Source organism: Halobacillus alkaliphilus (assembly GCF_900113125.1).
Lineage (GTDB): Bacteria > Bacillota > Bacilli > Bacillales > Halobacillaceae > Halobacillus > Halobacillus alkaliphilus.
The window spans coordinates 99,824-120,547 of sequence record NZ_FOOG01000008.1 but is presented as its reverse complement, the minus strand read 5'-3'; the positions used below and the strand labels follow the sequence as shown (position 1 = coordinate 120,547).

Genomic DNA, 20,724 nt, shown 5'->3' with positions numbered 1-20,724 from the left:
AAGACTTAAATTCCGTCGAGGGTCTAAGAAAGCGAGAGTTGCCATCGCCCGGACATTACTTGTGATCGTGTACCACCTATTAACCAAAAGAGAAATGTACAAAGAACAAGGGGCAAACCATTATAACCAACAAGCATTAGAAGCAAAAAAACAAAAGGCAATTAAGAGTCTTCAACGTTTAGGTTTTGTAGTCGACTTATCGCCACAGTCGGCTTAGAGAAGAATAATGAAATAAATATCAAAGTGACTTCAGGGATTTTTAAAAAAGTAATAAGATCCCCTTATTTAGTGCGGTCTTAAAGCTGTAATTATTTTCAGGGTAGTCTTTAAGTTAAGATTTAAACCATTTCCACGCGGATAGGATAGCAATCAGCCATAAAGGGAAGGAAATCAGCGTCCCCCATAGACATCCTTTAAAAAACTTCTGTTCTTCCAAAGCATCCTCTCCTCTTCTTCTTCTATATTCTATAAACTTGCTCATCCACCCGCACCATACGCATCAACAAGGTAGAGGTGCTATGTTATCATCGAAATGCACGTTTTCATGAACTGATCCTTGCTCCCTTTGAGTTTATCCTACTTCATAGTAAACTAGAAATCTGTTGAAATATCTGCTATATTTATGAAGTTATCCAATTTACAAGTCGATTTTAGAGATAAAGGAGTTTTTAAGTTGAGAATTGCCGTTCTCCTGCCTTGTTACAATGAAGAACAAACAATTGGCGCTGTCATTGAAGATTTTAGAAAAGAACTGCCAGACGCTGATATTTACGTATACGATAATAATTCTAAAGACCGAACATCTGAGGTAGCCCGTGAACATGGGGCTATTGTTAAGAAAGAATTCCGACAAGGTAAAGGACATGTGGTCCGCTCTATGTTCCGGGACATTGACGCTGATTATTATGTCATGGCGGATGGAGACCGGACGTACCCGGCTCGGTTTGTCCATCAGCTCCTGGAACCTCTAAAAAATCAGGAAGCGAATATCGTCATCGGCGACCGCTTATCTAATGGAACTTACGTGGAAGAAAACAAACGGAAGTTTCATAATTTAGGAAACAATATGGTACGCGGATTAATTAACTTCTTGTATAAAAGCGACCTGAAAGATATTATGACCGGTTACCGTGCATTTGACCGTCTATTTGTAAAATCAATGCCGGTCATGAGCCCGGGATTTGAAATTGAAACCGAAATGACGATCCACACGCTTGATAAACGTTTTATGATTAAAGAAATCCCGATCGAATATAAAGACCGTCCGGAAGGAAGCGAATCCAAGCTCAATACCTTAAGTGACGGTTATAAAGTACTTAATAAGATCTTCACCTTGTTCAAAGAGTATAAACCTATGCTGTTCTTCTCTTTCTGGTCCATTCTATTTCTGGTTTTTGGGCTAATTGCCGGCGTCCCCGTTATCGTAGAATTTTGGGAAACGGGATTTATTGATAAAATTCCATCGGCCATCTTAGCGGTTGGACTCGTAATTCTTTCCGTATTATCGTTCGCTTGCGGCTTGATTCTGGATACTGTCGCAGCCAACTTCAAAAAACAATTTGAGTGGGAACTGAACAAAATTAAGCAGGATATGAAGGAACAAGATTATGAATCGTAAGACAAGTCTCTGGTTAATCAGTATCTTAGCCAGTGTATTAAGTACAATAGCTTTAGTGTCCCTTTATCAGAAATTCGTCGAAACACATTGGGTGGTCATTGGATTCACATTTGTCTTTTTCACCGTGATCCATAAGTTAATTCTGACATCCTTTTTGAACCAGAAGAATTCCTATATTCGTTTTACAATGCGCCCTCCGGTGCTGGTGTTCTTACTCTTATTTTCATTTATCCTGATGTGGAGTTTAAAAACGTCTTCCGGGTATTTAGCCGCTTCTTCGTGGCTGTTCGCTGCTTATGTTTTTCTTATTTCCTATGTAACCTTATTCGTCTCCGTCGCATGGCTTCTCTATCTACTGGTCCACCATTCGGTCTCCCTTCACTGGAAAACCGTTTCAAAGTGGAAAATTTGCGTTTATGCGATTTTCCCTATTTTAGTCTGGTCTATGTATTTAGTAGCCTACTATCCGGGAACGATGACACCGGATTCTTTATCGCATTGGGAACAGATCCACACCCTTGACTTCAGTAATTGGCACCCGGTTGTTTATACGTGGTACATCCTGGGATTAACTTCTATTTGGAAAACTCCAGCGATCGTAGCATTTTCACAAATTGTCATCCTCGCCCTCTTCGGCGGATATGCTGCGTATAGTCTTGAAAAACGCGGAGTGAATTCGAAGTGGGTTTGGATCGGAGTGCTGTTATTTGGTCTTTATCCACTAAACGGAATCTTTCCGATTGCCATATGGAAGGACATATTCTTTAGTGGTTTCATCTTTTTATTTACCATTTTCACTTATAATATTGTTTCAAGCAAAGGGACCTGGCTCGCTTCCAACTGGCACCAGCTTATGCTCGGGATTAATGCTTTAGCCATCAGCTTAATGCGCAGCAACGGTCTCCCTATTTTCGTGGTTATGGCCATTCTCCTGCTGATTGCTTACCGGACCTATTTCAAGCGCCTGATAACAACGCTTATTCTCGTCGGCCTTGCCTACTTCCTCATCTCCGGGCCCTTTTTTAACTATATGGATGTTCGTGCAACAAGCCCAAATGAAGCATTAAGTATTCCTACGCAGCAGTTCGCGCACATCATTAAGGAAGACGGTGAATTAACGGAAGAACAGAGTAGCTACCTTGATTCTATTCTGCCGCTGGAAACCTGGAAAGAGAATTATAATCCTTATCTGACGGATAAAATTAAATTTGCCGGGGAGTACGACCAGAATGTTATTTTCGATGACTTCGGCTACTATTTAAGTACATGGGCCGCTGTCGTTTCCAATAACTTTGGCCTTGCTGTAGAAGCTTATCTAGATCAGACATCGATTATCTGGCAGATCAACCAGCCTGAAGATGGTTACACAAGTACGTATGCAAGAAACGTATATCTTTATAATGACTACGATTTAAAAACATCTCCTTTGAGCAGCACTGTTTATCAAGTTATCAACGACAATTTAGTAAGGGTTGAAATGTATTTGCTGGAAGTGGTCTTAAGACCTGCTGTCTACACGGCCATCATCCTGCTGACAGGAGTAGCGCTGGCTCTTAAAACGGGGGTTCGTTCCCTACTCATCTTGTTGCCCGTCCTTCTCAATTCGGGAACGATGCTGCTTGCTACCCCAGCCCAGGATTTCCGTTACCAATTTGCTAATGTACTGGTGACATTCCTTATGGCTGCTGTCGTATTTGTTAAGTTCGATTCTAAACAAAAGAAGGTCCAGCATGAGTAATTTTACGAAATCTTTAAAAGAAAACCGGATCGGCATCCTATTCATGGTGCTCGCTTCCCTCCAAACTGCCCTTGGCCAGATGTTCTGGAAAATGTCGGATGGAGGTATAAACTTTTTTCTAATCTTAGGGTTTTGCCTTTATTTCCTGGGTGCTGTCATGATGATCGTTTCCTTCCGTTTTGGAAGTCTATCCGTACTCCATCCCCTGCTCAGCATTGGGTACGTTTTTGCTCTTTTTTTCGGAAGTATCATTCTGCAGGAAACGATTACCGAAAGTAATTTGATCGGTACCTTTCTCATCATTGTAGGGGCCGCACTTATTGGGGGTGGCGACAATTAGCTGGCTGCTTGTCGTGCTCCTGTTTACGCTGCTAGGGGCTGTAGGCGGGTACTTTTTTAAAAAAGCTACCAGCCATGGATTTGCTTTAAACACGTATTTCTTTAAACATTTAATCGTGGGCTGCAGTTTTTACGGCGCAGGAGCCATACTAAATATCATTACACTGAACTATCTGCCTTACACCATCGTGTTCCCGCTTACTTCAATTACTTATGTGTGGACACTCATTATTTCCTATTTTCTTCTTAAAGAAGTCATTACGCTAAAGAAAGTGATCGGCGTTACATTAATTATCGCAGGATCCTTCTTTCTAATTCTCTAAGACAAATACTAATTAACAAAAAATGGATGACCTGAGGTCTTCACCTCAGGTCATCCATTTTTTTCCTTATGATTTAATTTTAAGAATAGTCGATAGAAGGATGAGAAGGAGAGAAACGCGATGATCGATCCTGTAAAGATCGGAATCATCAGCGGAAAGACATAAACACTGATATAAAGCATAATCGCTGAAGTAATCGCAACCGTCACGAAAGACAAAGGACTTACGATCGTTATGAGAAACGCTTTTTTAAACGCTGGTTTTGCTTTGAGATCGAAATGAACTGTCACAGAAAAGAAGTTAATCGTGAATACATATAAGATGATTCCGACGATAAAGAAAACATTCATTATCAACTCATTAACCGTAGAGAAATAATAGATATCCCCGAGTAAGACGCCCCACAGAATCGTAAAGACTATCCCGGCTTGTAAACTTACCTTGTAATTTTCCTTATAGTAGCTGATATACGTACGATCGGGTCTGTCGTCGTGATCTTTTCTCACCCATTCCCTCGCTTTAGCAAAGAGCGCCGTTGTAGCGGGGAAGAACAAAATCGGCATCAATACGATCAATGTAGGGGCAAGGTAAAAGATATCTTCTACCTTTTCCGCATATATCATGCTGATAACGAGTAAAGCGATCGGCAAGTTGAATACTGCCCATAGTAAATTGTTGAGTGAAAACTTGGCAATCCACTCACTTACTGCATATAGTCCGCCTCTAATTCCTGATGTCCGGCTCATCTGTCTCCCCTTCCTATCTGAAGGAAACCCCTTTTGCTGGAAAAGGGGTTTATAACTATTTTTTTAAGCCCACCACATCTCGCCTGGTGGTTCTTCAATCAATACAGATCTCAGGTTTTTCACTGCCTGACTGAAACCTTCGTTAATCGACATGATCGGGTCTTCATGCTCGATACTGACTACATGATCATAGCCGTATGTTCGTAAAGCACTCATAATATTCGACCATTCCTGCGTCCCGTGACCATACCCTACGGAACGGAACGTCCAGGCACGCGTTCTGACATTACCATAAGGCTGCATATCTGTAAGACCATACATATTTACGTTTTCCTGATCAATATACGTATCTTTCGCATGGAAATGGTGGATAGCATCTGCATTTCCAAGAATTTTAATCGCGGCTACTGGGTCAATGCCCTGCCACCAGAGATGGCTGGGATCAAGATTCGCACCAATGGCATCATTAGTAGCGTCGCGGAGCTTAAGCATGGTATAGGGTGTATGAACAAGAAAGCCTGCGTGAAGCTCAAGTCCGACTTTAACCCCGTGTTCTTTTGCGAATTCTCCTTGCTCTTTCCAATAAGGAATCAGCTTTTCGTTCCACTGCCATTCTAACACATCTGAGTACTCTGCAGGCCATGGGGTAACCGGCCAGTTGGGAGCTGTATCATTTTCATGACCGCCCGGCGTACCAGAAAAAGTATTTACAACTGGAACATCCATTAAGCTTGCCAGTTTAACCGATTTTACAAAAGCTTCGTGAGATTCTTCGGCAAATGTCTGATCAGGAGAAATTGGATTTCCGTGACAGCTGAAGGCACTGATCGTCAATCCGCGAGAATGTACTTTTTCTAAGTATTCGTTACGCTTGTCTTCACTTTCGAGCAGCTCATCTACATTACAGTGAGCGTTTCCCGGGTAGCCGCCTGTTCCAATCTCAACAGCCTTAAGTCCAGAAGCTTTCGCGTGATCAAGCATGTCTTCAAAAGATTTATCGGAAAATAATACTGTAAATACACCTAGTTTCATGTCATGACTCCTCCATTCATTCGTTTAGTCGAGCTTTACACTTGTTCCGGTTTCACTGCTTAAATAAATGGCTTCCATTAATTTCGTCACCTGGAGAGCCTGCTCGGGTTTGACGATTAATTCATCCTGCCCGAGACAGCTGTCGACAAAGTTTTTGGCCTGGTACAATCCTGGCTTAGGTTCTCCTTCACGTATCTTGGCTGAACTGTCCCAAAGAGCTCCATATTTAGCCTGATACAATTCAAAAGGATACACGCTTAAGCCGCCATCTACTCCAGAGATGCTTAATTTGGTATCATCATCTTTAATATTCGCGGCCCAGGAACATTCAAATTGTAGCGAAAGTCCATTATCAAACGTGATATAGCTGGTTACATGATCATCCACATCAAACGTTTCATGATCGAAAGCTCCCCAGTCGTTCACCTGGCCAGGAGTCTTGCTCAAACGATCATAAGTTCTTCCCATAACCTCCACGGGCTTAGGGTCATCAAGGAGCCACAGGGCTAAATCGAGAAGGTGGCAGCCAAAATCAATCAGACTTCCTCCACCCTGCAAGTCTTTATTGGTAAACACGCCCCATCCAGGAACTTTACGTCTTCTCATCGCCTGTACACGTGTAACTAAAGGATCGCCAATCTCGTGGTTATCCATTGCTTTTTTGGCAAGCTGAGCTTCAGGGGTGAAGCGGTAGTGATAGCCAATAGAAAGCAGGCGATCATTTTTTTGAGCTGCAGCAATCATACGGGTACATTCTTCCGTCGTTATCGCCATTGGCTTCTCGCAGAGCACATGAACCCCCGCGTTAAGCGCAGCAATCGCGATTTCCGCATGGAACTTATTAGGGGTACAGATCGTGACTGCATCTACCTTCTGGAAAAGGTCTTCATAATTCTCAAAAACATGAGGGATATCGAACAGGCGGGCAGCTTCTTCCGCCCTGTCTTTATTTAGATCCTGTACAGCCGTCAGTACTACGGAATCCTCTAATTGTTGAAAAGAGGGGATATGCCTCCCCTGGGCAATCCCCCCTGCTCCGATGATCCCCATCTTCAAACGTGTCACTTTTTGACCCTTTCTAAACTGCTGATTTGTCTTGTTTCTCCAGAGCGAAGGGCTCCCAGGATGACGTCCAGGGATTTCATTCCTTCTTCCCCTGTGATCAACGGCTCTGTACCATTTTGAATACTTTCTACAAAATGATCAACCACATGAGAATTGCTCTGTCCGCCTTCGTCATTGGACTGTATTTTGCCAAGCTGATAATTTACAATATCTCCATTAGTGTACTGCGCTACTAATGAGTAAACTGGATCCTCCTCTAGACGCAAGGTTCCTTTTTCACCATAGATAACAGTTGAATTATCTTCTCCCGGCTGGTACGCCCAGCTTGCTGTCATCGTGCCTACCACGCCTTCTTCGCTGCGCAGTATGCAAACGGCATTATCATCAACGGTGATATTTTCTTTGGCATTGTTCTCGATAAACCCTGCTACATCGATGAACTCTTGTCCAAGGATGTAACGAAGTAAATCTGCCTTATGTACGCCAAGGTCTCCCATTGCACCTATAAAGGCTTGATCTTTCTTGAAGAACCAGCTGTCTTTTCCTTCTGCACTCCAGCCTTCCGGGCCGCCGTGCCCAAATGTCGTACGGAAACTGTACACTTTTCCAAGAGCTCCAGAAGCGATTAATTCTTTCGCCTTTACATGAGATGGAACAAAACGCTGATTGTGAGCAATCATCAGTTTTTTGTTATTTTTCTCAGCCGTTTGAATCATTTCTTCCGCTTCTTCTCTGGAGGTCGCCATTGGTTTTTCACACAACACGTGACAGCCGGCTTTTAAAGCTGCAATCGATACAGGTGCGTGAAGATAGTTCGGAAGACATACACTGACGGCATCAATATTCTCTTTAGCCAAAAGGTCTTCATAACTCGTGTAAGCGTTGGCTCCATACTCATCAGCTACTTCTTTCACTCTTGCTTCAACAATGTCGCATACAGCTGTGATCTCTACATTTTCATTCGCATCATATTCCAATAAATGCCGATTTTGAGCAATACTTCCACACCCAAGGACAGCAATCTTCAGTTTAGACATAGTGAAAACCTCCTGTTATTTAGTAGAAATTTCTTCTAAAGGCTGGGCGTTCCCATAAACGTGTTTCGGAGTATTCGCGTTGTTCACCCATTTCACACCATTTTTGATTACATTTTGTATTTCTTTATTGTGGTAAGTTGGATAGGTTTCATGGCCGGGGCGGAAATAGAAGACTTTCCCTCTTCCGCGTCGGAAAGTTGCTCCGCTTCGGAACACTTCTCCACCTTCAAACCAGCTTAGGAAAATCAGTTCTTCCGGTGCCGGAATATCAAAATGTTCACCGTACATTTCCTCTTTTTCAAGCTCAATATACTCTCCCACGCCTTCTGTAATCGGGTGAGTTGGATCCACGACCCACAAACGTTCTTTTTCGTCAGCTTCTCTCCATTTCAAATCGCAGGTCGTGCCCATGAGTTTCTTAAACACTTTAGAAAAGTGAGCTGAATGTAAAACGACAAGTCCCATGCCTTCCAAAACGCGCTGCTTTACCTTTTCAGCAATTTCATCTTTTACGTCTTCGTGCGCTTTATGTCCCCACCAGACAAGTACGTCGGTTTCCGCTAAAACATCATCGGTCAGGCCATGTTCTTCCTCATCCAGCGTTGCGGTTTTCACATTTTCGTGATCTTCTCCAAGAAAACCGGCAATAGCTCCATGAATTCCTTCAGGATAAATGTCACTGACTACCTTGTTTTCTTTTTCATGGCGATTTTCATTCCAAACTAATACGTTCATTATTTCCTCTCCCTTTCTTTATCTCTTTTTTTAATAAGGTGCCCGGCCTTGTTCTGGGTCTTTATTTTCAACCTCAAGTCTTATGCAGGATTCTCTTTCCACAATAATGGTCGGGATGATAATACTCTTTTTCATCATGTCTGGATGATTCAGTAATTCGATTAAACTCCTCGCTGATTCGTGACCGAGCTGGAAAGACTGGGTGTCCACTGTTGTAAGCGGAGGCTTGGACAACCTGGCAATCATCGTATTGTTAAACCCGACAACGCTCATTTCATCCGGTAAACGAATTCCTTTGTCCTCAAGAGCCCTCATGACCTTCATCGAGTTGTAATCATCCGTAATCACAAGCCCGGTCGGGGGTTCATTTAAGTTTAATAACTCTTCCACCACGGTCTCAGCATCCGCTTTCCCGGATTGGATATTCTTCAAGTAGCCCCGTGGCAGTTCCAGCCCTTGCTCACTCAAGGATAATTTAAATCCTGACAGACGGTCACGTGCTACCTCATAATGGGAATCTCCGCCGATAAAACCGATTTTTTGATGCCCCAGACTAATGAGATAATCGGTAACCTCTTTACTTGCCTGGACATTATCATTATCCACAAACATGGTATCACTCGTATGAGAGACTGGTTTGCCAATCATAACGAATGGAAAGTTGCATTCCCTTAAGTAAGGAACAACATTATCATCTTCTCGTGAGTACAAAACAATAACTCCATCCACTCGTTTACCCTGAACCATCTTCACCACTTCCCGGTAAATCGATTCTTCTGTATTACCAGTGGTTAAGTAGATGCTGTAATCCTTCTCATGGCAGGCATCACTAATTCCTCTGAGCAATTCCGAGAAGAACGGGTTATCGAAAGAATGGACAGAAGCCACCTTTGTCACAATCCCAATCGTTTGAGTGGACTGGCTGACAAGGACCCGGCCATTGTAATTCAGATGATAGCCGAGTTCATCCATAACCTTCCGAACCCGGCGCTTCGTTTTTTCACTGATCCGAGGGCTGTCAGAGATGACGCGGGATACAGTGGACGGGGCAACATTTGCTTTTTTTGCTACATCTTTAATAGTGACAGACACGTTCATCTACTCCTCTGACTCTATTTCACAGCACCCTCAGAAACACCATTGATGATTTGTTTCTGTGCGAAGAAATATCCGATAATAACCGGAAGAATTGCAATCGTCAGCCCTGCCAGAGCTAAGTGCCATTGTTTCGTGTACTGCCCGAAGAAATAGAACATTTTCAATGGAATGGTTGCATTCGCTTCACTTAATACTAAAGAAGGCAGCAAGTAGTCATTCCAGATCCAGATTGTGTTCAGAATCCCTACAGTCACGGATATAGGTTTTAACAGCGGGAAAATAATATACCAGAACAGCTGGAAGCGGTTTGCCCCATCAATGATTGCGGCTTCATCCATAGATTTAGAAACACCCGTCATCGCCCCGTGGTAAAGGAAGATCGACAAGCTGCACCCGAAACCAAGATACATGAAGATTAATCCGCCTGCATTTAGCATGTCCGCTTGTCCAAATATGGAAACGAGCGGGATCATCACAGACTGGAATGGAATAAGCATTGCAGCAACGAAAATGAAGAAAATGAACCCACTTAATTTACTTTTGTTACGAGCAAGAGCATAGCCGGCCATGGAAGAAAACAAAATGATGATGGCTATACTGCACCCGGTGACAAGAACCGAATTAAACAATGATTTAAGAAAAGCTAAATCGACAAAAGCCTGTACAAAGTTATCAAAAGCTAGTTCCGATGGAAAACCTAATACCCCGCCGAAAATATCACGTTTCGTCTTAAATGCATTTACGACCATTAAGTAGAAAGGAGCGATCCACAATAAACCAAGCAGAAGGCCGAGAATTTCAATGGAAAATAAATTACGTTTTTCGTGATTCTTTTTCATTACATCTCAACCTCCCGTTTCTTGTTGTAATACACTTGGGTTAATGCAACTACTGCCACAATTAAGAAGAAAATAACCGCCTTTGCCTGCGCATAGGCCATTTGATTGTCAGAGAACGCCGTGCGGACAATTTCCATGGACACCATTTGTGTCGAGTTAAAAGGTCCTCCGTTCGTGAGTGACAAGTTCTGGTCATAAATCTTAAAGGACATAGACAGCGTTAAGAACATGCTGATCGTGAAAGCTGGAGCAACAAGCGGGAACGTGATGTTTTTGAAACGCTGGAAACTGCTCGCGCCATCAATTTTTGCCGCTTCTATTAAGTCCTTAGGAATGTTCTCAAGATAAGCAATGTAGATGATCATGATATAACCTGCCATCTGCCATGCTGTTAAAATGACTAGACCCCAGAAACCTGTGTTTGTGGTGGATAACCAGCCATTCAACCCTTCAATACCGGTTAGGTTCGCTATGTCGCCAAACACACTAATGAAGATAAACTGCCAGATAAAGCCTAGAATCAATCCACCAATCAGGTTCGGCATAAAGAACACGGTACGCAATAAGTTATTGGACTTAATGTTACGTGTCACAATCAAAGCCAGTGCCATTCCAAATACATTTAGGAGAATAACCGTGACGACTGCAAATTTGATTGTAAACCAAATCGATTGCATGAACTCGTCTTCCTGGAACAAATTAATGTAGTTTTGGAACCCTAAGAATTCCGTAGCAGTAAGTCCATTCCAGTTTGTGAAGGAATAAATAAAACCATAGATGAACGGGATAACAACAACAATTCCCAGCCCGAGGATCACGGGAGTTAAGAATAGCCAAAAGGCAAGACTGCGGTTTTTCATGTGAACCTCCTCCAATACTTTACACGTGCACTTTTATGTAAAAAGTCCGTGGTTTATCAATATGATATCGATTTCATATTATTATTAAAATAAACATCTCTCCTATTAGACTACCTATACGTCTAAATATCCTAATAGAGGAGATATTTATATGTACCGGCAGGATCATATAGAAGCAATCCTGCCGGCTGTTTAGTTAAAGACTATTGACGAGAATCTTCCCAGGCTTTCGTTGCCTTCTGTTCAACTTCTTCCCAGGTAATGTCCCCTGCGATGTATTCCTGCATAGCTACACCTAGAGCATCTTCTGTCCAGGCTGTTGGAGCACCAAGGAAAACCCAGCCAAGTGTATTGCCTTCTTTGGCATAGTTATAGATTTCCTGAGAGATCGGGTCCGCAATTTTCTGATCTTCGTAACCTTCATATGCCGGAATGAACTTGAATTCTTCCGTTACGAATTTCTTACCAGTATCAGAAGTGTACATCCAGTCTAAGAAATCTTTACTTGCCTGCACGACTTCATCCTCAGATTCTTTATTAACTACCCAGTAGTTAGGAACGCCAACTGGAATGCTTCCTTCATATCCTTCTACAGGAATCGGAAGAAGTCCAACGTTATTTTGAGCGAACTCTTCATCCATAGAAGCAATGGTGTTATACACCCAGTTCCCCTGCTGAATCATTGCTACATTCCCAAGAGAGAAATGTTCTTCAACCTGCTGAGAATAGTCAAGGCTCAATGTTGGTTGAATAGAGTTATCATTTTGCAGATCAGTGAATTGCTTCATCTGATCACCCATCGCAAATTCAACTGTGTCAGCTTCATAAGCTTCCATCACATCATGGTTAAATTCATCCGCAAGATAAGCATTCGCCAAGTGGTTACCCATTACCCATTTCTCTTTAGCAGGGAATGCAAATGGCGCTTCAATACCCAGCTCGTCCTTTTTACTGTTAAGTGTTTGAACCGCTGATTCTAAATCTTCCATCGTTTTAATATCATCAGGATTTAATCCTGCTTCTTCAAAGATTTGTTTATTATAGAGTAGTCCATAACCTTCCTGGTTAAATGGAAGCCCGAGTACCTGGTCGTTGCGCTGAACACTGGACAAGGTACCATCAAGTGCGGCGCCCGCTGCTTCTGTATCCGATAAATCAGCTAAGTATTTCTCATATTCATCTACATCTGTCGGACCGCCAACGTTAAAGATATCTGGTTCCTCCCCTGAAGAGAAAGAAGTTTTCAGTGACGCACCATAATCATTTCCGCCACCAACCGTTTTAACATTAATATTGACGTCAGGATTTTCTTCTTCATACATGGAAACCAGTTCTTCAAACTGCTCTTTAAATTCAACTTTAAATTGGAAAACATCTACCGTTACGGCGTCTCCAGATGCTTCCTCTCCTCCTGAATCTCCACCGCTGTCGCCTGAAGAGAAGGAGCAGCCTGTTAATGCGATACTAGAAGCTAGAAGTGCAGTAGCAATACCCGAGTAAAATTTTTTACCTTTCATTTTTCCACCCCTATTTTTCCGAATTATTGAATCCGCTTTCAATACGTGACAAAAAAATAATTGACCTTGCCACACCCTAACTACGACGAGCGCGCATACGTTTGCACGATTGTTATGTAAAAAAACTCATTCACTAGATTAAAACTTCTTAATCAAATGAGTTTTCCTACCAATGAGCAAAGTCGTGAATACGTTTGCACAAAATTCAATAACTCTTAAGTTAAGTAAATAGTAACACGCTCCTTTTATAAAAACAACAAGTAATTTTTAAAAAATTCTCGAAATTGGAAGCGGTACCATGATCGGATCAAACAATCTCTTATACGTTTTAATAGAAAAAGTTGAGTAAACTTGCATTCTGCCTACCTAGAGTCAGTTTCTAAAAAAATCTTAAGGACAGACTGAATATCGAACTCAGTTTGAAAATGTCTAAGATAGATCCTCTCTTTCTTAAAACGCTTTTCTGCGGCCTTTTAATTTTAAACACCCCACGCAATTGAATCAAGCATCATCAATTTAGTTGGCTTCTCATAAACTAAAACAGCGAGGTGAACTTACTTATGAATAATAAGAACGGTAAATTGAACTGGAATGCTTTTTCTGAGAATGTTGAGAAAGTTCTGGGCGAAGACTTTTGGAACGATATGCATCATGTTATTCCAAAAAGAGGACCTTCTTATGACTATTATGAGACAGACAAAGAAGGCGTGATAATTATAGACCTCCCCGGTTACCATTCCAACGACCCACTTCATTTATCCCAGCAGGGTACTCAATTAATTATTAAAGGACAAATCTCCTATCCCTATCCTGTTCCTGAAGAAAAATTACTTCATAGTGAAAGATTAAAGGGTGAATTCAAGCGGATCATTCCCGTACCCTTTCATTTCACATACGAAGACGTACAAACGTCTTACAAAGACGGGGTCGTGCTAATCAAAATTACAAAGAACTCCTCGGCAAATGAAATAGAAATCCAGTTTTAATAAAAAACGTGGATTTCTTTTTCATAATCCTCTCTCTTTTTGTGGAGACGTACTTCAATCGTCCCATCGCTGTATTGAGCGGATATATTTCGCCGGCTGGGCTGTCCGGGCAACGGAATCGTCTTTTTACCCTCCCCTATACCTTCCACATATAATTTACAGTTACCTAGAGTAAGACGCAGTGCATCCATATCTGTTTCTTTAGGCAGTCGAATTTGAACAATATAATAAAGCATTAACTCAACCACTTCATAATCAAAACCTGTGTGTTCCTTGGAATTAGAGGTGGAATGGGGTGAATCAAACATATGCTGGGTTGGTTTAAGGGCATCTTCAATCGATTGCTGCACGTATTTATTGATGTTCGCCATATCAAACATTGAATTTGAAAACGGGAGTCCCGGCTTGCCGTGGTGTTGATCATGGTCGGATGGATTGAACCACTTCATAAACTCTTTCATGCTTACAAAATCCTTTCATACCTTACTGAGAGGAGGTGAATTCTATAACTCGTATATCTTTTCATTACCTCACCGTTGATCAAGTCTCCAACTCTTCAGGAATATACTCTGGCACGAATGTTCAGTCCCGGTTCACTGCTCACCATCAGAAAAATGAAGGCAACGGAATGATTATAGGAAACAAAAATGTCCTGCAGCAGAATAGACAACTGATCATTAAAAAGCCAAATCCTCAGGGAGAGTAGCTGTGATGTTCTTTGGCAGACGAAACAAACGATCTCATGATATCGAACATCTCTACAAAGAAATCTTAAAACTCCAGAAAGCCATGTTGGAAAATCAGGGTAAAACCGTAGAATATCATTTTCATTTTGACAAAGTTGACATCCACGACCCTAAACTGGAGCAGTTAAGTTTCCAACTGGATCACTTAGATATTGAAGATTTAAGCGGGGCTCTGAATCTGGGAAATAACTTTGGTGTTCACGTGAAACCATCTTATAAAGAGAAACCTAAATTGGAAAAAACAAAAGATGGTTTAAAATTTACATTCAAAGAAAAGGAGGAGTAACTTGAACTTTCTTTCTCCTAATTTCTTCATACGCAATATTCATATTGGAACTGTAGAGGGCGCTTCATGTGTCAATCTGGGAAATAATGCACCCAGCGGGTTTGAAAGCCACAAAAAACATAACCAGGGATTTGGCAATGTTTATGGTGACGGCAATTCTCTCAAAGGTTTGCGTTCCATCTTAAGTGATTCAGCGATCCTGGATATGATGGTGAACAGCAAAGATCAAGAAGTACCGGAATGGATTCAAACGATGATAAAGAATGAAATGGAAAAGGAGATTCATGCGTCCCCATAGCCTTTTCCATTGGATTTTTTAATGGTTTCTTCTTTAATAGGCATATCCACCATATCTTCATCGTGGATCACATTTACATTCTGGTGAACGATGTTCCCATTTCCAACAATGGTACCTAAAGCCGAATTTTCTTTTTGATGAGTAGACCAGTTGTTTTGACTATTAGGACCCACGAAAATTCCGGAACTCATTGTAATCTGATTAACGTTAATGCAATCGAATTGTATCTCCATCGAACCAGCCCCTTAGTATTGAACGTTAGGCTGCGGGTTGTTAACAGTCGGGTTGTTAAGCGGCAAATCTACAAAATCATTATCGAATACTGTATTCACGTTGTTTGTCGCGATCATAAACCCTACCGGGGTGCCGGCAGCATTATTGTTTTTTCCCTGCCAGGTCCAGTCAGGCTGATTGTTCTGCCCAGTGGAAATGGTCGAGTTATCATTAAGTGCATTAACTGCTATCTGGTTAAATACTACGGAAACAGGCATTTATTTCACCTCACCTCATTGTTAAAATATCCTATTCCAGGCCGCAGGGTAACGTGTCAGTCACCCAGGTGTTTGATTATTTCCAGCGGCTCCTTTCTCTTCCTTCCATCTTTCTTCTTCCATAAGATCATAGCAATCTATACACAATTGGATATGGACTTTCCATTCGTCTTCCGGTATGACCAGGTCATCCTCACTTACTTCCCTTTGACAATTCCAGCAGATTTTATTTCTTCGATTTATGTCGCGGAGGAACTTGTCGAACCTTCCCATGTGTTTCTCCCCTTTTCATTATTTGGATATGTTAAGTGTTGTTATTTTTACTACAGGTATTTTCGCCGTATAGTCGAATCTCGACTCCGGAGTATAGTGTGGGTTGATCTCAATAATCAAAGTATAAGATACTGCTTACTCTTCTACTAATGAGTAAGTTATCACCTTTAAAGGGATTGAACACTAATTATTCAATTTCTTATAAATAAATACTGGATTTTTAAAGGGGTTTTTCTCTTAAATATCTAATGTTGTATAAAGGTAATTATTTTTAGAAATGGGGATTTTCAAATGCAAACCATACCAGTTGCCGCACAAATGTACACACTAAGAGAAGAATCTCAAAAAGATTTTGCAGGTACAGTAAGAAAAGTAGCCGATTTAGGATTTGATGCTGTAGAGTTTGCCGGGTTCGGTGGATTATCAGCCAGGGAAATTAAAAGTTTACTTGAAGAAACGGGCTTACAAGCGGCTTCCTGCCATGTCCCGCTGGAGGATTTAAAAAATAATCTAGAACAAGTCATTAACGATCAAAAAACGATTGGAAGCTCTTATATCGTCTGCCCTTACATAGAGGAACGTGAGGAAGAAGACTATCAGCAGTTAATTCCTCTTTTAGATCGTCTGGGTGAACAGTGCCGTCAGGAAGGTATCACGTTATGTTACCACAACCATGATTTTGAGCTTGAGAAGCTTTCGGATGGCCGTACAGCCCTTGAGACCATCTTCGATGATACTCAAGCTGAAAACTTAAAAACAGAATTTGATATCTACTGGCTAAAAAAAGCAGGGGAACAGCCGGATCAATGGCTTAAACGATATCAGGGAAGAAGCCCTCTTTTGCACTTGAAGGACATGACGATGGATGGCGAATCATTTTTTGCAGAGCTCGGTACGGGGGGCGTAGATCTGGATGCTGTATTCCAGGCAGGTGAGGAAGCAGGAGTACAGTGGTGGATTATTGAGCAGGATGAGACCCGTCGTTCTCCGTTAGAGAGCCTCGCGATAAGTATGGATTATATTAAACAAAAATTTAAATAAGAAAAAGGCGCAGGCTTTTAAAAAAGTCTGCGCCTTTTTTCAGTATGTAAAAAAGCCTGAATTCATTGGTTGAACCAGGCCTAATTATTTACTTTGATGGATCTTCCATTTATTAAATTCCAGATATTCGCGAAATTGGTCTTTAGACACTCCCGAGTTCATTGCTTCCTGAACGAGTTCCAACCAGTCATCATCCAGCGTTTCATCCTTTGCATCTGACTCTCCGTGAAGAAGAAAATTAATAGAGACATCCAATTCTTTTGATATTTTTTCTAAGAATTGAACGGATGGGTTGGTCTGGATATTACGTTCAATGGAGCTTAAGTATGACTTAGCAACTCCAGCCCTCTCAGCTAATTCAGACAGCGACATATGACGGGCTTTGCGAATTTGTTTGATACGTTCACCGATCATATTTTCACCTACTTTCTTACATAGTATGAGTATAGCATATTTTGTGAGTTCGTTCTATTTAAAGCACAAAAATCAGTAAGTAGACCTATTCTTGAACATTATAACTCATTCTTTTGTATCTTATAACACAATAGTTATCCAAAATACTTATGTAATCCATTCCTATTATATTCATCGGCTGGGAAGTCATTTATTTTAGTTTTTTATATCGAAAGATCCTTGTTTTGATGTGTGAGACTTTGTTCAATCAGATATAATAAAGATAAATAAAAAATAACAGGTGATTGCTATGAACGATCTCGTTGAACGTTTCGAGGTAGCCTTTAATCAAATCCACCAGCACCTTAAGGAGTTTAATGGGTACCCGAAAAATGATAACTTCGTTGAATTATTACAGCGAAGCAAGTTGAAGCACAGTGTGATCCGTGTCCACTTTGATCTTTTAAAACAATATGCAAAACTTCGAAATGCACTTGTCCATGAGAGAATACGTGATGATTATTATATTGCCACCCCTCATTTGGAAGTAGTCGAGAGCTTGGAGCATATTAAACAAACGCTTGATCAACCTCCTGAAGCGCTTGAATTTGCAACGCATCCGGTCATTTTCTTTAAAGACACAAGCTTATTGACCGAAATTATGACCGCTTTTGATCAGCAGGGGGTTTCGCAATTTCCTATCTATAGCACGGACAATGAGTTCCTTGGTTTGCTAACGAATGATGGAATCGTTCGCTGGATTGCCCGTACAGTGGACCATAACCTTGTGAATTTGACGGACATTACAGCCAGAGATGTCCTTCAAGATGGGTTAAACCCAAGTATAGAATTTTTATCCTCTCACGGAACGGTGTATGAATTAGAGGAACGATTTGAAAGAAGTCTGGAAGAGGAACGTAAATTAAAAGCTGTGATTCTCACTGAATCCGGGAAAGCCAATGACGCTCCTTTAGGAATCGTCACCACCTGGGACTTAATAAAGGTGGATCGGAGGAATGAGGATGAGTGAAGAAAAAACGACTGTTCGGGAGTTCTTCAGGTTTATTAAGGGTGGGATTCCTTCTAAATGGATTCTTACCCTGGCCATTGTCCTCAGCCTTTTTGAAACAGCAGCGAGCCTGGTGGTTCCATTATTCACCAGGAATTTAGTAGACGGGTTGTCTACAGGTTCTTTGAGCACCGGACTTATTACCTTTCTTGTCATAACCTTTGTGATTCAAACAGTTTCCAGCGGCTTTTCATATTACTTGCTTGCCTATATTGGTGAACATATTGTTTCATACATAAGAAGACAGTTGTGGGAAAGAGTTCTCCATCTGCCGGTAGCTTATTTTGATGAGCACGAATCCGGTGAAACGATGAGCCGGATCACGCAGGATACCAATACTGTTAAAAATTTAATTACCAATCATCTGGTTACTTTTTTTACAGGAATCATCTCCATTATTGGAGCTGTGGTTATTCTGTTAACCATTGATTGGAGAATGACGGTCATCATGCTTGCCGCTGTTCCCCTTTCTTTTCTTATCATCCTACCACTAGGACGCATGATGTACCGTGTATCTAAAAAAATGCAGGATGAAATGGCCGACTTCAGTGCAAACCTGGGTCGAGTTCTAAGTGAAATCAGACTCGTAAAATCATCTAATGCTGAAAACGCAGAAAAGGCTAAGGGACGGGGAGGAATTCACCGTCTTTTTACTTACGGCTTAAAAGAAGCCCGAATTCAGTCCGTCATTTCTCCATTTATGACGACAATTATTATGGTCGTCCTCGTCATACTTATAGGATATGGAGGTGTCCGTGTCGCTTCTGGTGATTTGAGTGCGGGCTCTCTTGTAGCCATTATCATCTATATGTTTCAAATTATTGTTCCCTTCAGCCAGATGGCTACGTTCATGACCGCTTTTCAAAAGGCTATGGGAGCTACTGAGCGAATTCAGGCTCTTTTAAAAACGCCGGCAGAATTCAATACCCAGCCCGGCAAGTTTGCGATGAAACCGCTACAGTTCCACCAAGTTTCCTTTTGCTATGATGAAAACCAGATGGTTTTACATGATTTGAATTTTACGGTTCAGCCTGGAGAAACGGTTGCACTTGTTGGTCCGAGCGGGGCCGGAAAGACTACTGTATTTTCTTTAATCGAACGTTTCTATACCCCCGTCTCAGGTGAAATCAGAATGGGGGAAACGCCCATCCAATCGATTAATCTTGCTGAGTGGCGGCAGTCCATTGGTTACGTTTCACAGGAAAGTCCAATTATGGCAGGGTCTATCCGTGACAATGTGTGCTATGGTCTTGACCGGAGCGTAACACATTCAGAAATTGAATATGCCCTGCACCAGGCTAATGCTTATGAATTTGTCCAAGTATTACCGGAACAATTAGAAACTAGGGTGGGTGAACGTGGAATTAAACTCTCTGGAGGCCAGAGGCAGCGTATAGCCATTGCTCGAGCTTTACTGCGCAATCCTGCCATCCTGCTATTAGATGAAGCGACCTCGAACCTTGACTCAGAATCAGAAGCTGCTGTGCAGACAGCTCTCAGGGCCCTTATGCATGGCCGCACTACATTTATCATTGCGCACCGGTTGTCTACAGTGGTTGAAGCGGATCACATGCTTGTATTTGAAAAAGGACAGGTGACTGGTCAAGGGACCCACAAAGAGCTTTATGAACAAAATGTTCTCTACCGGCAGCTTGTGGATCAACAAATCATTTCTTAAGAAAATTTAAATATTTATTGAATTTTCTTATCTGTAGAGAGTTTAATGTTGTACCGCTCCTTCAGGAAGTATATCATTAGATTAACTACACTTATGTAAAGGGGGTTGGTTATGGCAGATGAACGTAGAATTGAACCATTCCGCTACTCATTTAATGAACCACTGCCAGGGTTTTATAATAAAAAATTAAGCCCGAATATTTCCGGCCCACTGCAAGTGAAGGACATCAGCTTGAACGGCCTGCGCTTCTCTTGTGATGAGAACCCGGATCTATCTATGAAAGATGAGGTTCTTCTTTCGTTTATTTATCATAAAGAAACGTACTCAGCAGAAGGACGAATCATCTGGATCAGTTCAGACAATGGTACAATGACTTGCGGGGTTAACGTGTTTATGTTCCCTGAAACTCTCCGCAATGAAATTTACCGCTTAGGTGACTCCCTGAACAAAAGTAAAAACTCTATATAATGTAAAGCCTCCCACATTGGGAGGCTTTTTTGAATATAAACACGCCAC

25 protein-coding genes and 1 pseudogene are annotated in these 20,724 nt (G+C 41.6%); 12 read left to right on the top strand and 14 right to left on the bottom strand.

Translation table 11 applies throughout. The features are described 5' to 3' along the window. The 5 genes and pseudogenes from BMZ06_RS20610 to BMZ06_RS07125 all read left to right on the top strand — a co-directional run. Nucleotides 1–217, top strand: a pseudogene (locus BMZ06_RS20610) (IS110 family transposase); the annotation flags it as partial. Between the two features lie 456 nt (nucleotides 218–673). Then, on the top strand, nucleotides 674–1,618 hold the full coding sequence (locus tag BMZ06_RS07140) for a glycosyltransferase family 2 protein (RefSeq protein ID WP_089751364.1): 945 nt from the start codon (nucleotides 674–676) through the stop codon (nucleotides 1,616–1,618). Beyond that, nucleotides 1,608–3,356, top strand: coding sequence for a DUF6020 family protein (locus tag BMZ06_RS07135; protein WP_089751363.1), 1,749 nt, complete (start codon nucleotides 1,608–1,610; stop codon nucleotides 3,354–3,356). Before BMZ06_RS07140 ends, BMZ06_RS07135 begins: the two co-directional genes overlap by 11 nt. After that, nucleotides 3,349–3,696 carry an EamA family transporter gene (locus tag BMZ06_RS07130; RefSeq protein WP_089751362.1) on the top strand — a complete coding sequence of 116 codons (348 nt, stop codon included), beginning with the start codon at nucleotides 3,349–3,351 and terminating at the stop codon, nucleotides 3,694–3,696. The genes BMZ06_RS07135 and BMZ06_RS07130 overlap by 8 nt, the downstream gene beginning before the upstream one ends. Next, nucleotides 3,683–4,018: an EamA family transporter gene (locus BMZ06_RS07125; RefSeq protein WP_342708614.1), complete on the top strand. Its 336-nt coding sequence runs from the start codon at nucleotides 3,683–3,685 to the stop codon at nucleotides 4,016–4,018. Before BMZ06_RS07130 ends, BMZ06_RS07125 begins: the two co-directional genes overlap by 14 nt. A gap of 50 nt (nucleotides 4,019–4,068) precedes the next feature. Here BMZ06_RS07125 and BMZ06_RS07120 read toward each other — a convergent pair whose 3' ends face one another. The 9 genes from BMZ06_RS07120 to BMZ06_RS07080 form a co-directional block, all read right to left on the bottom strand. After that, the gene (locus BMZ06_RS07120) at nucleotides 4,069–4,764 is read right to left on the bottom strand and encodes a YesL family protein (protein ID WP_089751360.1); all 696 of its coding nucleotides are present in this window, start codon (nucleotides 4,762–4,764) and stop codon (nucleotides 4,069–4,071) included. Between the two features lie 63 nt (nucleotides 4,765–4,827). Beyond that, entirely contained in the window at nucleotides 4,828–5,796 is a 969-nt protein-coding gene (locus BMZ06_RS07115; protein WP_089751359.1) for a sugar phosphate isomerase/epimerase family protein, read from the bottom strand. Nucleotides 5,797–5,820: 24 nt separating this feature from the next. Next, nucleotides 5,821–6,861 (bottom strand): Gfo/Idh/MocA family protein, encoded by a 1,041-nt coding sequence (locus BMZ06_RS07110; RefSeq protein WP_175477819.1) that lies wholly within the window; start codon nucleotides 6,859–6,861, stop codon nucleotides 5,821–5,823. Beyond that, on the bottom strand, nucleotides 6,858–7,898 hold the full coding sequence (locus tag BMZ06_RS07105) for a Gfo/Idh/MocA family protein (RefSeq protein ID WP_089751358.1): 1,041 nt from the start codon (nucleotides 7,896–7,898) through the stop codon (nucleotides 6,858–6,860). The genes BMZ06_RS07110 and BMZ06_RS07105 overlap by 4 nt, the downstream gene beginning before the upstream one ends. A gap of 15 nt (nucleotides 7,899–7,913) precedes the next feature. Then, a complete protein-coding gene (locus BMZ06_RS07100) occupies nucleotides 7,914–8,633 on the bottom strand; it encodes a ThuA domain-containing protein (RefSeq protein WP_089751357.1) in 720 nt (239 codons plus the stop codon). Nucleotides 8,634–8,663: 30 nt separating this feature from the next. Continuing rightward, nucleotides 8,664–9,725 (bottom strand): LacI family DNA-binding transcriptional regulator, encoded by a 1,062-nt coding sequence (locus BMZ06_RS07095; RefSeq protein WP_089751356.1) that lies wholly within the window; start codon nucleotides 9,723–9,725, stop codon nucleotides 8,664–8,666. Between the two features lie 20 nt (nucleotides 9,726–9,745). Beyond that, nucleotides 9,746–10,570, bottom strand: a complete 825-nt coding sequence (locus tag BMZ06_RS07090) for a carbohydrate ABC transporter permease (RefSeq protein ID WP_089751355.1) — start codon at nucleotides 10,568–10,570, stop codon at nucleotides 9,746–9,748. Further along, nucleotides 10,570–11,430, bottom strand: a complete 861-nt coding sequence (locus BMZ06_RS07085) for a carbohydrate ABC transporter permease (protein WP_014644783.1) — start codon at nucleotides 11,428–11,430, stop codon at nucleotides 10,570–10,572. Before BMZ06_RS07085 ends, BMZ06_RS07090 begins: the two co-directional genes overlap by 1 nt. A 203-nt stretch (nucleotides 11,431–11,633) precedes the next feature. Next, nucleotides 11,634–12,947, bottom strand: coding sequence for an ABC transporter substrate-binding protein (locus tag BMZ06_RS07080; protein ID WP_089751354.1), 1,314 nt, complete (start codon nucleotides 12,945–12,947; stop codon nucleotides 11,634–11,636). A gap of 560 nt (nucleotides 12,948–13,507) precedes the next feature. On the opposite strand from BMZ06_RS07080, the gene BMZ06_RS07075 reads away from it, so the two are divergent. Continuing rightward, nucleotides 13,508–13,933, top strand: a complete 426-nt coding sequence (locus tag BMZ06_RS07075) for an Hsp20/alpha crystallin family protein (protein WP_089751353.1) — start codon at nucleotides 13,508–13,510, stop codon at nucleotides 13,931–13,933. Here the strand turns inward: BMZ06_RS07075 and BMZ06_RS07070 are convergent. Further along, nucleotides 13,930–14,394 (bottom strand): hypothetical protein, encoded by a 465-nt coding sequence (locus BMZ06_RS07070; protein ID WP_089751352.1) that lies wholly within the window; start codon nucleotides 14,392–14,394, stop codon nucleotides 13,930–13,932. The genes BMZ06_RS07075 and BMZ06_RS07070 overlap by 4 nt on opposite strands. A 250-nt stretch (nucleotides 14,395–14,644) precedes the next feature. On the opposite strand from BMZ06_RS07070, the gene BMZ06_RS07060 reads away from it, so the two are divergent. Continuing rightward, on the top strand, nucleotides 14,645–14,965 hold the full coding sequence (locus BMZ06_RS07060; protein WP_089751368.1) for a hypothetical protein: 321 nt from the start codon (nucleotides 14,645–14,647) through the stop codon (nucleotides 14,963–14,965). 1 nt (nucleotide 14,966) lies between these two features. Next, entirely contained in the window at nucleotides 14,967–15,263 is a 297-nt protein-coding gene (locus BMZ06_RS07055; RefSeq protein ID WP_089751351.1) for a hypothetical protein, read from the top strand. On the opposite strand, the gene BMZ06_RS07050 is transcribed toward BMZ06_RS07055, so the two are convergent. From BMZ06_RS07050 to BMZ06_RS07040, 3 genes are read right to left on the bottom strand one after another with little or no spacing between them, the layout of a single operon-like run. After that, a complete protein-coding gene (locus BMZ06_RS07050; protein ID WP_089751350.1) occupies nucleotides 15,248–15,496 on the bottom strand; it encodes a hypothetical protein in 249 nt (82 codons plus the stop codon). The genes BMZ06_RS07055 and BMZ06_RS07050 overlap by 16 nt on opposite strands. Nucleotides 15,497–15,508: 12 nt before the next feature. Continuing rightward, a complete protein-coding gene (locus BMZ06_RS07045; RefSeq protein ID WP_089751349.1) occupies nucleotides 15,509–15,754 on the bottom strand; it encodes a hypothetical protein in 246 nt (81 codons plus the stop codon). A gap of 60 nt (nucleotides 15,755–15,814) precedes the next feature. Next, nucleotides 15,815–16,027, bottom strand: a complete 213-nt coding sequence (locus tag BMZ06_RS07040) for a hypothetical protein (RefSeq protein ID WP_089751348.1) — start codon at nucleotides 16,025–16,027, stop codon at nucleotides 15,815–15,817. A gap of 291 nt (nucleotides 16,028–16,318) precedes the next feature. Here BMZ06_RS07040 and BMZ06_RS07035 point away from each other — a divergent pair, with 291 nt between their 5' ends. Then, nucleotides 16,319–17,068, top strand: coding sequence for a sugar phosphate isomerase/epimerase family protein (locus BMZ06_RS07035; protein WP_089751347.1), 750 nt, complete (start codon nucleotides 16,319–16,321; stop codon nucleotides 17,066–17,068). A gap of 84 nt (nucleotides 17,069–17,152) precedes the next feature. Here BMZ06_RS07035 and BMZ06_RS07030 read toward each other — a convergent pair whose 3' ends face one another. Further along, nucleotides 17,153–17,482, bottom strand: a complete 330-nt coding sequence (locus BMZ06_RS07030) for a helix-turn-helix domain-containing protein (protein WP_089751346.1) — start codon at nucleotides 17,480–17,482, stop codon at nucleotides 17,153–17,155. Nucleotides 17,483–17,771: 289 nt separating this feature from the next. Between BMZ06_RS07030 and BMZ06_RS07025 the strand changes: the two genes are divergently transcribed. The 3 genes from BMZ06_RS07025 to BMZ06_RS07015 all read left to right on the top strand — a co-directional run bounded on the left by BMZ06_RS07025 (nucleotide 17,772) and on the right by BMZ06_RS07015 (nucleotide 20,676). Then, nucleotides 17,772–18,491, top strand: a complete 720-nt coding sequence (locus BMZ06_RS07025) for a CBS domain-containing protein (RefSeq protein WP_089751345.1) — start codon at nucleotides 17,772–17,774, stop codon at nucleotides 18,489–18,491. Continuing rightward, nucleotides 18,484–20,208: an ABC transporter ATP-binding protein gene (locus BMZ06_RS07020; RefSeq protein WP_089751344.1), complete on the top strand. Its 1,725-nt coding sequence runs from the start codon at nucleotides 18,484–18,486 to the stop codon at nucleotides 20,206–20,208. The genes BMZ06_RS07025 and BMZ06_RS07020 overlap by 8 nt, the downstream gene beginning before the upstream one ends. A gap of 111 nt (nucleotides 20,209–20,319) precedes the next feature. Next, nucleotides 20,320–20,676 (top strand): PilZ domain-containing protein, encoded by a 357-nt coding sequence (locus BMZ06_RS07015; RefSeq protein WP_089751343.1) that lies wholly within the window; start codon nucleotides 20,320–20,322, stop codon nucleotides 20,674–20,676. Nucleotides 20,677–20,724: the final 48 nt, after the last annotated feature.

Bases quoted from the DNA above. Each gene is read 5' to 3' on its own strand.
- BMZ06_RS07135 (WP_089751363.1), top strand. From the start codon at position 1,608: ATGAATCGTAAGACAAGTCTCTGGTTAATCAGTATCTTAGCCAGTGTA.
- BMZ06_RS07130 (WP_089751362.1), top strand. From the start codon at position 3,349: ATGAGTAATTTTACGAAATCTTTAAAAGAAAACCGGATCGGCATCCTA.
- BMZ06_RS07120 (WP_089751360.1), bottom strand. From the start codon at position 4,764: ATGAGCCGGACATCAGGAATTAGAGGCGGACTATATGCAGTAAGTGAG.
- BMZ06_RS07115 (WP_089751359.1), bottom strand. From the start codon at position 5,796: ATGAAACTAGGTGTATTTACAGTATTATTTTCCGATAAATCTTTTGAA.
- BMZ06_RS07105 (WP_089751358.1), bottom strand. From the start codon at position 7,898: ATGTCTAAACTGAAGATTGCTGTCCTTGGGTGTGGAAGTATTGCTCAA.
- BMZ06_RS07100 (WP_089751357.1), bottom strand. From the start codon at position 8,633: ATGAACGTATTAGTTTGGAATGAAAATCGCCATGAAAAAGAAAACAAG.
- BMZ06_RS07090 (WP_089751355.1), bottom strand. From the start codon at position 10,570: ATGAAAAAGAATCACGAAAAACGTAATTTATTTTCCATTGAAATTCTC.
- BMZ06_RS07085 (WP_014644783.1), bottom strand. From the start codon at position 11,430: ATGAAAAACCGCAGTCTTGCCTTTTGGCTATTCTTAACTCCCGTGATC.
- BMZ06_RS07080 (WP_089751354.1), bottom strand. From the start codon at position 12,947: ATGAAAGGTAAAAAATTTTACTCGGGTATTGCTACTGCACTTCTAGCT.
- BMZ06_RS07075 (WP_089751353.1), top strand. From the start codon at position 13,508: ATGAATAATAAGAACGGTAAATTGAACTGGAATGCTTTTTCTGAGAAT.
- BMZ06_RS07070 (WP_089751352.1), bottom strand. From the start codon at position 14,394: ATGAAAGAGTTTATGAAGTGGTTCAATCCATCCGACCATGATCAACAC.
- BMZ06_RS07060 (WP_089751368.1), top strand. From the start codon at position 14,645: ATGTTCTTTGGCAGACGAAACAAACGATCTCATGATATCGAACATCTC.
- BMZ06_RS07050 (WP_089751350.1), bottom strand. From the start codon at position 15,496: ATGGAGATACAATTCGATTGCATTAACGTTAATCAGATTACAATGAGT.
- BMZ06_RS07045 (WP_089751349.1), bottom strand. From the start codon at position 15,754: ATGCCTGTTTCCGTAGTATTTAACCAGATAGCAGTTAATGCACTTAAT.
- BMZ06_RS07040 (WP_089751348.1), bottom strand. From the start codon at position 16,027: ATGGGAAGGTTCGACAAGTTCCTCCGCGACATAAATCGAAGAAATAAA.
- BMZ06_RS07035 (WP_089751347.1), top strand. From the start codon at position 16,319: ATGCAAACCATACCAGTTGCCGCACAAATGTACACACTAAGAGAAGAA.
- BMZ06_RS07030 (WP_089751346.1), bottom strand. From the start codon at position 17,482: ATGATCGGTGAACGTATCAAACAAATTCGCAAAGCCCGTCATATGTCG.
- BMZ06_RS07025 (WP_089751345.1), top strand. From the start codon at position 17,772: ATGAACGATCTCGTTGAACGTTTCGAGGTAGCCTTTAATCAAATCCAC.
- BMZ06_RS07020 (WP_089751344.1), top strand. From the start codon at position 18,484: ATGAGTGAAGAAAAAACGACTGTTCGGGAGTTCTTCAGGTTTATTAAG.
- BMZ06_RS07015 (WP_089751343.1), top strand. From the start codon at position 20,320: ATGGCAGATGAACGTAGAATTGAACCATTCCGCTACTCATTTAATGAA.